The 12,603-nt window shown below is 65.6% G+C and carries 10 protein-coding genes and 2 tRNA genes; 5 read left to right on the top strand and 7 right to left on the bottom strand.

Annotated elements, in window-relative coordinates; all coding sequences use genetic code 11:
- Positions 1 to 72 precede the first annotated feature (72 nt).
- From ACTJK0_RS01915 to bcp, 4 genes are all read right to left on the bottom strand, one after another.
- A complete protein-coding gene (locus tag ACTJK0_RS01915) occupies positions 73 to 1,740 on the bottom strand; it encodes an ABC transporter substrate-binding protein (RefSeq protein ID WP_440744061.1) in 1,668 nt (555 codons plus the stop codon).
- 175 nt (positions 1,741 to 1,915) lie between these two features.
- Complete coding sequence (locus tag ACTJK0_RS01910) at positions 1,916 to 2,620, bottom strand: fasciclin domain-containing protein (RefSeq protein WP_440744060.1); 705 nt, start codon at positions 2,618 to 2,620, stop codon at positions 1,916 to 1,918.
- Between the two features lie 229 nt (positions 2,621 to 2,849).
- Positions 2,850 to 2,931: transfer RNA gene (locus tag ACTJK0_RS01905), tRNA-Leu, on the bottom strand.
- 127 nt (positions 2,932 to 3,058) lie between these two features.
- On the bottom strand, positions 3,059 to 3,532 hold the full coding sequence (bcp, locus tag ACTJK0_RS01900; protein ID WP_110540986.1) for a thioredoxin-dependent thiol peroxidase: 474 nt from the start codon (positions 3,530 to 3,532) through the stop codon (positions 3,059 to 3,061).
- Between the two features lie 96 nt (positions 3,533 to 3,628).
- Between bcp and ACTJK0_RS01895 the strand changes: the two genes are divergently transcribed.
- Complete coding sequence (locus tag ACTJK0_RS01895; protein WP_110540985.1) at positions 3,629 to 4,087, top strand: MarR family transcriptional regulator; 459 nt, start codon at positions 3,629 to 3,631, stop codon at positions 4,085 to 4,087.
- Between the two features lie 216 nt (positions 4,088 to 4,303).
- On the opposite strand, the gene ACTJK0_RS01890 is transcribed toward ACTJK0_RS01895, so the two are convergent.
- The 3 genes from ACTJK0_RS01890 to ACTJK0_RS01880 all read right to left on the bottom strand — a co-directional run bounded on the left by ACTJK0_RS01890 (position 4,304) and on the right by ACTJK0_RS01880 (position 6,741).
- Positions 4,304 to 4,379: transfer RNA gene (locus ACTJK0_RS01890), tRNA-Lys, on the bottom strand.
- Between the two features lie 114 nt (positions 4,380 to 4,493).
- On the bottom strand, positions 4,494 to 5,564 hold the full coding sequence (locus ACTJK0_RS01885) for a PQQ-dependent sugar dehydrogenase (protein ID WP_440744059.1): 1,071 nt from the start codon (positions 5,562 to 5,564) through the stop codon (positions 4,494 to 4,496).
- A gap of 130 nt (positions 5,565 to 5,694) precedes the next feature.
- Positions 5,695 to 6,741 (bottom strand): sunset domain-containing protein, encoded by a 1,047-nt coding sequence (locus ACTJK0_RS01880; RefSeq protein ID WP_440744058.1) that lies wholly within the window; start codon positions 6,739 to 6,741, stop codon positions 5,695 to 5,697.
- Positions 6,742 to 7,006: 265 nt separating this feature from the next.
- Here ACTJK0_RS01880 and ilvD point away from each other — a divergent pair, with 265 nt between their 5' ends.
- The 4 genes from ilvD (at position 7,007) to ilvC (ending at position 12,571) form a co-directional block, all read left to right on the top strand.
- A complete protein-coding gene (gene ilvD / locus ACTJK0_RS01875; RefSeq protein ID WP_440744057.1) occupies positions 7,007 to 8,728 on the top strand; it encodes a dihydroxy-acid dehydratase in 1,722 nt (573 codons plus the stop codon).
- A 311-nt stretch (positions 8,729 to 9,039) separates the two neighbouring features.
- Complete coding sequence (locus tag ACTJK0_RS01870; protein ID WP_440744056.1) at positions 9,040 to 10,947, top strand: acetolactate synthase large subunit; 1,908 nt, start codon at positions 9,040 to 9,042, stop codon at positions 10,945 to 10,947.
- A 2-nt stretch (positions 10,948 to 10,949) separates the two neighbouring features.
- Positions 10,950 to 11,462: an acetolactate synthase small subunit gene (gene ilvN, locus ACTJK0_RS01865; protein WP_043453275.1), complete on the top strand. Its 513-nt coding sequence runs from the start codon at positions 10,950 to 10,952 to the stop codon at positions 11,460 to 11,462.
- An 83-nt stretch (positions 11,463 to 11,545) separates the two neighbouring features.
- Positions 11,546 to 12,571, top strand: coding sequence for a ketol-acid reductoisomerase (gene ilvC / locus ACTJK0_RS01860; RefSeq protein WP_440744055.1), 1,026 nt, complete (start codon positions 11,546 to 11,548; stop codon positions 12,569 to 12,571).
- Positions 12,572 to 12,603: the final 32 nt, after the last annotated feature.

Raw genomic sequence — 12,603 nt, 5'->3', positions numbered from 1 at the left:
CTCCGATTGCAGCGGCTCTGGCTGTCACAGAATATCCCCGTGCGGCCCGCATACTGAAATTGGCGCGGCCCGTCAAGGCTTTAGCTGGACCTTCGTGAAAACTTCGTTTAAGACCGGCGATGCGGGGTAGTTGAGCACACGGTCCGACAGCGCCAGCGCCGAGATGGGGAAGGCGATGGGAACGGCTGGCACGGTCGCGGCGATCTGGGCGTTGATGGTGTGATAAAGCTCATCGCGCTCCTTCCCGTCGGGCAGTCCGCGCGCCCGGTTGATCTTCGAAAAGACCTGCGGATCCTGGTAGCCGAACTCGCCGTTCTTCTGCCCGAACAAGGGGCCAACGAAGTTGTCCGCGTCTGAGTAGGAACCGTTCCAGCCAAGGATGTGGAAGGCGTGGTCGCCGGCGGACTGGACTTTCCTCAGGTAGCCGTCGGACCAGTCGACGGGCACGGGCCGGATGTTGAATCCGACGGCGGTGAGTTGGCGGCTGAGCTCGGCGTAGACCTTCTCGGGTGTTGGCAGGTAAGGGCGGGTGACGTTCATGGGGTAGTAGAACTTCAGTTCCTCGCCCGCGTATCCCCCCTCCTTGAGGTAGTCCTTGGCCTTCAGCGGGTCGTGGCCGAGCTCCGGCGCGTCGTTGTTGAAGCCGCTGATCTTGGGCGGCACAAACTGCGTGGCCTTGGCAGTGTTGTCGATGAAGAACTTCCGGATCAGGGTGTCCTTGTCGATGGCAAGCTCCACTGCCTGCCGGATCTTCTGGTTCTGGAGGACAGGGATGTCCTGGTTCATGCCCAGGTACATCACCGAGAACGGGTCCCGCTGGACGATCTGCTTGCCGCGTTTGACCAACTGGTCGAAATTTCCCACCGTCACGGCGTCGTAGCCGTCAATGGTGCCGTCCAGCAGGGCCTGCAGCCGGGCCTGTGGGTGGTTGTACGCCATGAAGTTGATGGTGGCGATCTGGCCGCGGTCACCCCAATACTCCTTGTTGGTGGCCAGGGTGACACTGTCGCTGCCCCATGTCCCCATGGCGAAGGGGCCGGTCCCGACGGGCTTGGTGGCGAACGCGGACATCACCTGGCCACCCCGGTTCTGGTCCAGGACATCCGCCTTACCCGAGGCGAGGGCTGCCGGCGACGCGATGGCGAAGGCCGGCAGGGTCAGCGCCGGGAGGAACGCGGTGAAGCGCTGCGTGAGGTCGATCTGGACCGTGTCTGCCGAGACCGCCGTGCAGCTCTTGAAAATTGACAGCTCCGGCTCGTCCGCGTGCGCCTTGAAGACGTCCTTGAAGGAGCTCCCCGGGGCTTGCTGGCGAAGCTCGGCAGGGAAGGCGAACCACCGGTTGAAGTTGACGCAGACGGCGTCGGCGTTGAACGGCGTGCCGTCGTGGAACGTCACCCCGGTGCGGAGCTTGAAGGTATAGGTCCGTCCGTCGTTGGAGTCGTTCCACTCCGTAGCCAGCAGCGGTGTGGGTTTGCCGGTGGTCTGGTCCACGCCCACCAGGCCTTCAAGGATCTGGCGCGTGATGCGCTGGGATTCCACGTCGTTGGACAGCGCGGGGTCCAGTCCGAGGGGCTGGGCGGCGGTGCCGAAATTGAATGTGGCATCAGGCTCCGCCGGCGGCGAGCTGGGCGTCCCGGATGTGGGGGAGGGGGACGGGATGCCCGTGCATGAGGTCACGCCCAGAGCCATGAGGACGGCGCCGGCTTTGATGACCGTCCGCCGCGATGTACTGCTGGGCACTCGTTTATCACCTCTGGATGCTGCCGGTTCCGCCGCTTGCGGGCCGGGACCCAGTCTAGAGGACTGCGCCTGGGGCCCGTCCCAGGCAGCGGCGTGACGCGCCAAGGCCGGGTCCGCTGGTTGCCAGCGGACCCGGCCTTATGGGGCCTTGAGAGTGCCTGCCCGGGGATCAGGCCTACTTCGGCATCAGTACCGAGTCGACCAGGTAGACAGTTGCGTTCTTGGTCTTCACGCCGCCGCAGATGACGTTGGCGTTGTCCACCTTGAGGTTGTCGCCGCTGCCGGTGACGGTGACGGAGCCACCCTCAACCGTTGCGTGGGTGCCGGCGATCTTGTCCGGGGTGATCTGGCCGGGCACTACGTGGTAGGTGAGAATCTTGCTCAGCAGGGCATCGTCCGTCTTCAGGGTGTCGATGGTGGCGGCGTCGATCTTCTTGAAGGCGTCGTCCACCGGTGCGAAGACAGTGAATTCGCCGCCGTTCAGGGTGTCAACCAGGTCCACCTTGGGGTTCAGCTTGCCCGAAACCGCCGCGGTCAGCGTGGTAAGGATCGGGTTGTTGGAGGCGGCGACGGCCACCGGGTCGAGGGCCATGCCTTCAACCGAGCCTGCACCAGTGGGTACCTGCTTGGCGTAGGCGGCGCAGCCGGGACCGACCAGGTTGGCGGCCGGATCCATGGAGGCTGCCGTGGAGCTTGCCGACGGCGAGGCCATGGCGGAGCTGGACGGCGAGGCCATGCTGGAGCTGGGGGAGGATGCCATCGGCGCCGACGACGCCGAGGAACCGGAGGTGCTGCCGGATCCGCCACATGCCGTGAGGCTGAGCAGAGCGGCCGCTGCAACGCCTGCGACGGTGAAAGTGGTGCGCTTGAAGGTCTGCATTTCAGTTCTCCTAGGATTGTTCGTCCTGCCGCCCGGACTGTGTGTCCACGGCGTGCAGTCTGCCTTTCGGTAAGCACCTGCCCTTGGCTGGTGTCTCAATGGCTATTCGCCGGGTGGGCGGCGGCGGATGGGTGGATCCTCGGAGTTTTTCTATTCGGGGCAGAAACCGGCGGCAGGACGCCCGTGCTTAACGCAGGAATCCCCCGGCCGAAGCCGGGGGATTCCAATGTGCGCAAGGGGGGACTTGAACCCCCACGCCCGAAGGCACAGGAACCTAAATCCTGCGTGTCTGCCAATTTCACCACTCGCGCGGGGCCTCCTGCCGTCAACCATAAGGTTCGACGGCGGATGCCAGTGTCCATTGTAGCGTTGCCACGGGACCGGCCCGGGTCAGCCCGTGTCAGCCGACGGGGCCTTTCCGGTCAGCCGATAGGGCAGTCAGGCGTCCAGGTTGAGGTCCCGCCGGAGTTTGGCCACATGGCCCGTGGCCCGGACGTTGTACTGCGCCAGCGCTACCTTGCCGTCCGGGTCCACCACCACGGTGGAGCGGATCAGGCCCTGGTATGTCTTGCCGTAGTTCTTCTTTTCGCCCCAGGCGCCGTAGGCCTCCGCCACTGTGTGGTCCGCGTCGGAGAGCAGCGGGAACGTCAGTTCCTCTTTGGCGGCGAACTTTGCGAGTTTGTCGACGGGGTCGGGTGAGATGCCCAGGACCTCGTAGCCGGCGGCCTGCAGGGAGGCGAGGCTGTCCCGGAAATCGCAGGCTTCCTTGGTGCAGCCGGGAGTGGCCGCCGCGGGGTAGAAGTAGACGATGGTGGAGCGGCCGTGGCGCGGCTCCAGGCTGACGGCCTTGCCGGTTGAATCGGGCAAGGTGAAAGCGGGCGCCTTGTCACCGGTAACGAGTCTTTCAGCCATTGTTTTTCTCCTTGTTGCGGGCGGGACACAACAGCCTAGTAAGCAGGTGGACCGAGTGCTAATCGGCACTTGGCTATACTTGCTGCTATGCCTGATATGGATCACTGGCCCACAGGGCGCCTCCTGTCCACTGCTGCGCGCCTCGTAGAACACTCATGGAATGAAAAACTTGGTGCCATCGGACTCACCCACGCCGGTGTGATTGCCATCGAGGTCCTTGCCGCACAGGGACCCATGACCCAGGCCCAATTGGCGCAATATGTCCGTGTCCAGGCCCAGACAATGGGCAAGACGCTGAGCCGGCTGGAGGCCCACGGCCATATCGCACGTGTGCGCAGTACTTCGGACCGCCGCAGCCACGTGGTGTCGCTGACGGAGCAGGGCAAGGAGGCAGTTGCCCAGGCCGTGGAGATGGAGCGCTCAGTGCTCGCATCGGCGTCGATCGATCCCGAACTGCTGCGCCAGGAGCTCAAGGCCGTGGTCCGTGAGCTGGCCAGTCAGTTCTCCACGACTCCCGCCAATGCCGGCGCCCTGATGGATAACGTGGCAAAGTAGCTGCCGCTGCCTCATACGGAAAGCGNCGGGCCGCGCTTTTTTGTGCCCGGCCGCCCCCTGTAGTCGTCGCACCCCTGATCTTCACCCCCGTCGATTGCTCCGTAGTTGTCCTTATGAGTGGCCTAAACGACAAGTACGGAGCAATCGATAAAGTGCACGGGCACAACAAAACAGCCCCTGGTTCGTGTCTCCACAAACCAGGGGCTGTTTTCCCAGTGGTGCACCCCCCGGGACTTGAACCCGGAACCCATTGATTAAGAGTCAATTGCTCTGCCAATTGAGCTAGAGGTGCATCTTTTTTGCTTTCATCTCCGGGCTTTTTCTTTCCCGTTGATCTCCGCAACGACATGAAACTCTACACGAACTTTTGGTGCAAGTGAAATCGGCACCCCCTCGGTCGTCCAGTTCACGGCAAGGGCCGCAAAATCACTGCAAAATCAGGGTTTTGGCCATTGGTCAGCAGCCACAACCGACGGTTCGGGGCCAGGATCACGTCGCGGATCCGCCCGTACTTCCCTGTGAAATAGGCCACAGGCCTGCCGGCTTCCGTGCCGTTCAGCGGCACCACCCACAGCCTTTCGCCATGGAGGGCACCCAGGTAGGCGGTGCGCCCCGTTATCTCCAGACCGGTGGGAGACGCGTCCTGGGTGGAAGGCCACACAAGTTTGGCGTCCTGGAACCCGGCCCGGTGCGGCGCGCCGGTAACCTCCGGCCAGCCGTAGTTGGCACCCGGCAGGATCAGGTTCAGTTCATCGTCCACGTCCGGTCCGAATTCGCTGGCCCAGAGCCGGCCCGACCCGTCCCAGGCCAGGCCCTGGACATTTCGGTGCCCCAGGCTGTAGACGGCGTTGCCGAACGGGTTCCCCGGCGCGGGCCGGCCGTCGGGGGTGAGCCGAAGGATCTTGCCGCCGAGGGCGTTTGGGTCCTGCGGCTGCTCACGTCGCTGGGCGTCGCCCGTGCCCACGTACAGGAGGCCGTCCGGGCCAAAGCGGATCCGGCCGCCGTTGTGGGTTTCGGCTTTTGGTATCCCCGAAAAGACCGTCTCCGGCCGGCCGAGCGCCAGCGGGCCATCGCCGGTGCCGTTGAGGGTCAGCCGGACCACCCGGTTGTCGTCCTGTGCCGTCACGTAGGCGTAGAGGTAGTGGTCCGTGCCAAAGTCCGGGGAGAGTGCCAGGCCCAACAAGCCGCCTTCGCCGCCTGGCACCACCCCGGGCACCTTGCCGAGGGCCGTGGCCCTCCCGTCCCGGACAACCTTGATCAGGGCGGTGTCCCGCTCCGAGATGACGGCAGTGCCGTCCGGAAGGAAGACCGCCGACCAGGGCGTGTCCAGCTGCAGGTCCAACCGCTCCTGTACTTCGGGGGCGGGGAGGGCGACGGCGGTTCCGGGCCCAGTGCCCGGGGTGCCGGTGTCCGTGGCCGGCGCCGGGGGCCTGGGAGGGCCGGTGCAGGCGGCCAGGGCCAGGCAGAGGCAGGACATGCCAAGAATGCACAGGTGCAACGCGCGCCGGGCCAGCAGGCGCCGTGCAATCCGGAACAGACCGGCCAGCCGGCCCGAAAAGTGGCGCGAAAAGTAAGGAAGGCCCGCCGCAATGCGGCGGGCCTTCCTCCTAGTAGAGCCGTTTGCGCCGGGGAGCCCGGAAGCCCGCGGCCTCTGCATGCGCAGCGGACTCGAACCAGACTTCCGCCCTGGTCTGCTCATAGTCGGGATGTCCTTCTTCGTAGTAGACCATCTCGGAAGCATCACCCTTCACCGTGTAGTCCACAGGACCACTGCCGTCCGGGCCCGCAGCCGCGGAACCGGCGCCATACGGCTCATCGGCCGCGAGGTGCCCGGCCGGCGCGGTGGCTGTGATGCCATCTTCCTGCCCGGAAGGCTGGTTGTGGTCCGCCCCGTTCTCCACCAGTGCGGAGGACTGGGTCCGGTCCAGCATTTCAGTCTCCGCGGCATCGCCCCGGAGACCGTGGGAAACCTGCGGGGCCGCTGCTTCCTGTGATGCCGGGGATGCAGGCGTCTCCGCCCGGTGCTGCGACGCCGGTCCGCCGGCCGGCTCCGCCGCTGCCCCGCCGTCGTCGTCTGCGCTTTCCACTGCAGCTGACTCGGCACCGGGCAGCGTGGGGGCGTGGGGTGCAGTGTATTCGTCATGGTGGGCGGGGCGGACCGCCGACTGGGCCTCCTGCTCCGGCGACGCAGGGGCGGGGGCTGCGGCCTGGGCGGCTGCTTCATCACGGTTTCCCGCGTCCGACGCCGCCAGGGGAGCCGCCGCCTCACCCGTCGCAGAGGATCCGGAGCGGGGGCCGCTGCCGGCTTCGGACCACTGCGTCTCCCACTCCGCCTGGTCCTCAGCCCGGGCCTGGTCCGCCTGGTCCTGCCCCGTCGATGAAGCTGACGAATCGAGGGGTTCCTCTGCGGTGGCCGGTGCGGCAGGCTCGGCGGGCCGGCCAAATCCCGCTGCCGTGGGGATGCCCGTGGTGCCCGCAGCCTCGGCGGACGCCGCAGCGCTGCCTCCTTCCAAAGCTCCGTCACTGCGGGGCCTGTCGCTGCGGGTGCCCGCCGCCGAAGCGCTCGAAGTACCGGCTGATTTATTGCGGTTCAGCAACCACAAGATGACGGCGGCAATGACCACTACGAGAATGATCCAGAAAACAATGTCCATGGCAAGCCCTTCGTTCCAAATGGCTGGGTATCCTGTCCCCGACGCTACGTCGGGTCACCACAGGTGTCCAGAGACGCCGCGGGTGTGGCGGGGGGGAGCGGCCGTGGGCCTGTTGCCGGGGAGGCGGCCGGAACAGGGGGACGGTGGCGGAGCGTCCCACATGGTGGACTGCCGGTCTGTCGGCCGGCGGGGGCGTTCCGCCGAATCCGGCGCCCTCCGGGATTCACGGTCGTTTTCGCGGGGGCCGGAGCCCTAGACTTTCCCCATGAGCGACGCCCAGACCGAAACTGCGACCAAGCCCGACATCAAGCCCCGCAGCCGGGTGGTGACCGACGGCATCCATGCGGCCCCGGCCCGCGGCATGTTCCGGGCTGTCGGCATGGGCGATGACGACTTCGCCAAGCCCCAGGTAGGTGTGGCCAGTTCGTGGAACGAAATCACCCCCTGCAACCTGTCGCTGAACCGGCTTGCCCAAGGCGCCAAGGAGGGCGTGCACGCCGGCGGTGGCTTCCCCATGCAGTTCGGCACCATCTCAGTCTCCGACGGCATCTCGATGGGCCACGAGGGCATGCACTTCTCGCTGGTGTCCCGGGAGGTCATCGCCGACTCCGTGGAAACCGTCATGCAGGCCGAGCGGATTGACGGCTCCGTCCTGCTGGCCGGTTGCGACAAGTCCCTTCCCGGCATGCTCATGGCTGCTGCCCGCCTGGACCTCGCCTCGGTCTTCCTCTATGCCGGCTCCATCATGCCCGGCTGGGTCAAGCTCGAGGACGGCTCTGAGAAGGAAGTCACGCTGATCGATGCCTTCGAAGCGGTTGGTGCCTGCGCCGCCGGCAAGATGAGCATGGAGGACCTTACCCGCATCGAAAAAGCCATCTGCCCCGGCGAAGGCGCCTGTGGCGGCATGTACACGGCCAACACCATGGCCTGCATTGGCGAGGCCCTGGGCATGTCGCTGCCCGGCTCCGCAGCCCCTCCTTCGGCAGACCGCCGTCGTGACGAATTCGCCCGCAAGTCCGGCGAAGCGGTGGTCAACCTCCTGCGCCTGGGCATCACCGCACGCGACATCATGACCCGGGAGGCGTTCGAGAACGCCATTGCCGTCACCATGGCATTCGGCGGTTCCACCAACGCCGTCCTGCACCTGCTGGCCATCGCCCGCGAGGCAGAGGTGGAACTGAGCCTGGACGATTTCAACCGCATCGGCGACAGGATCCCGCACCTGGGTGACCTCAAGCCGTTCGGACGGTACGTCATGACCGACGTCGACAGGATCGGCGGAGTGCCCGTCATCATGAAGGCACTGCTCGACGCCGGCCTGCTGCACGGCGACTGCCTCACCGTCACCGGCAAGACCGTTGCCGAAAACCTCGAGGCCATCAACCCGCCGGATGTGGACGGCAAGATCCTGCGCGCGCTGGATAACCCCATCCACAAGACCGGCGGCATCACTATCCTGCACGGGACCATGGCCCCCGAAGGTGCCGTGGTCAAGAGCGCCGGCTTCGACGCCGACGTCTTCGAAGGGACCGCCCGCGTCTTCGAGCGCGAGCAGGGCGCCCTGGACGCCCTGGACCAGGGGGAGATCAAGGCGGGCGACGTCGTCGTCATCCGGTATGAAGGACCCAAGGGCGGACCGGGCATGCGTGAGATGCTTGCCATCACCGGGGCCATCAAGGGCGCCGGCCTGGGGAAGGACGTCCTGCTGCTGACCGACGGCCGGTTCTCCGGCGGCACCACCGGACTGTGCATCGGCCATGTGGCGCCTGAAGCGGTCGACGGCGGGCCCATCGCCTTCGTGAAGGACGGCGACCGGATCCGGGTGGACATTGCCGCACGCACCTTCGACCTGCTGGTGGACGAAGCTGAACTTGAGTCCCGCAGGGTGGGCTGGGAGCCGCTCCCGGCCCGGTACACCAAGGGCGTGCTGGCCAAGTACGCCAAGCTGGTCCACAGCGCCAGCCAGGGCGCCTACACCGGCGTGTGATCCCTCCCCGACGGATGCGGCGCGGCCGCCGCATCCGTCGGGATAGGATCAAAAGGTGGACAGCGTTGTCCACATGGTGAGATAGGGTTGTTGCTCGTTGACACTGATCTCGCCGAGAGGGAAAACTGAACGCATGACTTTCGTTACCGGCATCGTCGTCGTCCTTACCAAGCGCGTGGCACATTAGCCTCCACTGGTAACGAACCGTCACGCGCGAACCCCTCACAGAGCCACCAGGCTGAGGGGTTTTTTTATTTCCTCCGCTACAAACCAGCTCCAAAACCAACAGAAGATCCACAAGGAAGAGTCCGATGAGCAAAGGATCGCCCATCAGCCCCTCGCTGATGGCCACCAAGTCCGCTGGAGCCGCCAAGGCTCCGGAACGCGCCGACCGGACGGCTGACCATGCCGCCGTCGTCGCCGATCTTGCTGCCGTCTCTCCTGTCCTTGGGCCGAACAACGTCGTACCCCCGACGGTGATGACCGGCTCGCAAGCAATCGTCCGATCGCTCGAAGAACTCGGCGTCGACGACATTTTCGGTTTGCCCGGTGGCGCGATCCTGCCCACCTACGACCCCTTGATGGCCTCCACCATGAACCACGTGCTGGTCCGTCACGAACAGGGAGCCGGCCACGCCGCGCAAGGCTACGCCATGGTCACGGGACGGGTGGGCGTCTGCATCGCCACCTCCGGCCCCGGCGCCACCAACCTCGTTACCGCCATCATGGATGCCCACATGGACTCCGTGCCCCTGGTGGCCATCACCGGGCAGGTCTCCAGCGGCGTCATCGGCACCGATGCCTTCCAGGAAGCCGACATCGTGGGCATCACCATGCCCATCACCAAGCACTCCTTCCTGGTGACCGACCCCAATGACATCCCGCACGTCATGGCTGAGGCCTTCCACCTTGCCTCCACCGGCCGCCCCGGCCCGGTGCTGGTTGACGTTGCGAAGGACGCCCAAGTGGGCCAGATGACCTTCTCCTGGCCGCCGAAGATCGACCTGCCAGGCTACCGTCCCGTTACCCGGGGCCACAACAAGCAGGTACGGGAAGCGGCCAAGCTGATCGCCGCCTCCACCAAGCCCGTCCTCTACGTGGGCGGCGGTGTGGTCAAGGCGCATGCTTCCGCCGAACTGCGCGCCCTCGCGGAAGCGACCGGCGCACCCGTCGTGACCACCCTGATGGCCAAGGGCGCCTTCCCGGACTCGCACCCGCAGCACGTTGGCATGCCCGGCATGCACGGCAGCGTTTCCGCCGTGACCGCCCTGCAGCAGTCCGACCTCCTGATCACGCTCGGTGCCCGCTTCGATGACCGCGTCACCGGTGTACTGAAGACCTTCGCGCCGAACGCCAAGGTCATCCACGCCGACATCGATCCCGCCGAAATCTCGAAGAACCGCACCGCGGACGTGCCCATCGTCGGCTCCGTGAAGGAAATCATCCCGGAACTGACCGAGGCCGTACGCAGCCAGTTCGAAGCCTCCGGCACCCCGGACCTGACCACCTGGTGGGCCTTCCTGAACAACCTCAAGGAAACCTACCCGCTGGGCTGGACGGAACCTGACGACGGCCTCATCGCCCCGCAGAAGGTCATCAAGCGCATTGGTGAACTGACCGGACCCGAGGGCATCTACGTGGCCGGCGTGGGCCAGCACCAGATGTGGGCTGCCCAGTTCATCAAGTACGAGCGCCCGCACGCCTGGCTCAACTCCGGTGGTGCCGGCACCATGGGCTACGCCGTGCCGGCGGCCATGGGCGCCAAGGTGGGGGAGCCGGACCGCGTGGTCTGGGCCATCGACGGTGACGGCTGCTTCCAGATGACCAACCAGGAACTGGCCACCTGCGCCATCAACAAAATCCCCATCAAGGTTGCTGTCATCAACAACTCCTCCCTGGGCATGGTGCGGCAGTGGCAGACCCTCTTCTACGAGGGCCGCTACTCGAACACCGACCTCAACACCGGCCACGACACCGTCCGCATCCCGGACTTCGTTAAGCTGGGGGAGGCCTACGGCTGCGCCTCATTCCGCGTGGAACGCGAAGAGGACATCGACGCCACTATCCAGAAGGCCCTCGAGATCAACGACCGCCCTGTGGTCATCGACTTCGTGGTGAGCCCCAACTCCATGGTGTGGCCAATGGTGCCCGCCGGCGTGAGCAACGACCAGATCCAGGTTGCCCGCAACATGACCCCGGAATGGGAAGAGGAAGACTGAGCATGAGCCGCCACACACTTTCCGTCCTGGTTGAGGACAAGCCCGGCGTCCTGACCCGCGTGGCCAGCCTCTTCGCCCGCCGCGCCTTCAACATCAACTCCCTGGCCGTTGGCCCCACCGAGGTGCCGGGTGTTTCCCGCATGACGGTGGTGGTCGACGCCGACGGCGACCTCATCGAACAGGTCACCAAGCAGCTCAACAAGCTGGTCAACGTCATCAAGATCGTTGAGCTCACCCCAGAATCTTCCGTACAGCGCGACCACATCCTGGTCAAGGTACGTGCGGATGCCGCAACACGCCTGCAGGTAACCCAGGCCGCAGACCTGTTCCGTGCCTCAGTGGTCGACGTGTCCACCGACTCCGTCGTCATTGAGGCCACCGGCCATCCCGAAAAGCTCACGGCACTGCTCTCAGTGCTCGAGCCCTTCGGCATCCGCGAAATTGTGCAGTCCGGCACCCTGGCCGTTGGACGGGGATCCCGCTCCATGAGTGACCGGGCGCTCCGCTCCGCCTAGGCTGCCCAGCCACGGCGGGACCGCGCCCGTAACCGCAGCACCGCAAGACCACTATCTACAACCACTCAAGAGGAGTTACGCAAGTGACTGAAATGTTCTACGACGACGACGCAGACCTGTCGATCATCCAGGGCCGCAAGGTAGCCATCGTTGGCTACGGCTCCCAGGGCCACGCCCACGCGCAGAACCTGCGCGATTCCGGCGTCGAGGTTGTCATCGCGCTCAAGGAAGGCTCGAAGTCCATCGCCAAGGCCGAGGACGCAGGCTTCACGGTCAAGAACGTCGCCGACGCCGCCGAATGGGCCGACGTCATCATGATCCTGGCACCGGACCAGCACCAGCGCTCGATCTTCACCGAGTCCATCAAGGACAAGCTGACCCCGGGCAAGGCCCTGGCCTTCGCCCACGGCTTCAACATCCGCTTCGGATACATCCAGGCACCGGAAGGCGTCGACGTCATCCTGGTCGCCCCGAAGGCACCCGGCCACACCGTCCGCCGCGAATTCGAAGCCGGCCGCGGCATCCCGGACATCATCGCCGTCGAGCAGGACGCCTCCGGTTCCGCCTGGGACCTGGCCAAGTCCTACGCCAAGGCCATCGGCGGCACCCGCGCCGGCGTCATCAAGACCACCTTCACCGAAGAAACCGAAACGGACCTCTTCGGCGAGCAGGCAGTCCTCTGCGGCGGCGTTTCCCAGCTGATCCAGTACGGCTTCGAAACCCTCACCGAGGCCGGCTACCAGCCGCAGATCGCCTACTTCGAGGTCCTGCACGAGCTCAAGCTCATCGTTGACCTCATGTGGGAAGGCGGCATCGCCAAGCAGCGCTGGAGCGTTTCCGACACCGCTGAATACGGCGACTACGTCTCCGGCCCGCGCGTCATCACCCCCGACGTGAAGGAAAACATGAAGGCCGTCCTGGCCGACATCCAGTCCGGTGCCTTCGCCAAGCGCTTCATCGAGGACCAGGACAACGGCGGCGTGGAGTTCAAGGAGCTCCGCGCCAAGGCTGAGCAGCACCCCATCGAGGAAGTCGGCCGTGAACTGCGCGCCCTCTTCTCCTGGCAGCAGCAGGACGCCGACTACGTGGAAGGCTCCGCAGCCCGCTAAGGCTGCCAGGACAACCACATAGATGGCAACGG

The sequence above is a fragment of the Paenarthrobacter sp. 22069 genome, assembly GCF_052046035.1.
GTDB lineage: Bacteria > Actinomycetota > Actinomycetes > Actinomycetales > Micrococcaceae > Arthrobacter.
Note: the sequence above shows the minus strand (reverse complement) of the source record. Positions and strands in the feature narration are given on the sequence as shown.

Excerpts from the sequence above, each read along its gene's own strand:
- ACTJK0_RS01910 (WP_440744060.1), bottom strand. The coding sequence starts at position 2,620 with ATGCAGACCTTCAAGCGCACCACTTTCACCGTCGCAGGCGTTGCAGCG.
- bcp (WP_110540986.1), bottom strand. The coding sequence starts at position 3,532 with ATGGCTGAAAGACTCGTTACCGGTGACAAGGCGCCCGCTTTCACCTTG.
- ACTJK0_RS01895 (WP_110540985.1), top strand. The coding sequence starts at position 3,629 with ATGGATCACTGGCCCACAGGGCGCCTCCTGTCCACTGCTGCGCGCCTC.
- ACTJK0_RS01885 (WP_440744059.1), bottom strand. The coding sequence starts at position 5,564 with ATGTCCTGCCTCTGCCTGGCCCTGGCCGCCTGCACCGGCCCTCCCAGG.
- ACTJK0_RS01880 (WP_440744058.1), bottom strand. The coding sequence starts at position 6,741 with ATGGACATTGTTTTCTGGATCATTCTCGTAGTGGTCATTGCCGCCGTC.
- ilvD (WP_440744057.1), top strand. The coding sequence starts at position 7,007 with ATGAGCGACGCCCAGACCGAAACTGCGACCAAGCCCGACATCAAGCCC.
- ACTJK0_RS01870 (WP_440744056.1), top strand. The coding sequence starts at position 9,040 with ATGAGCAAAGGATCGCCCATCAGCCCCTCGCTGATGGCCACCAAGTCC.
- ilvN (WP_043453275.1), top strand. The coding sequence starts at position 10,950 with ATGAGCCGCCACACACTTTCCGTCCTGGTTGAGGACAAGCCCGGCGTC.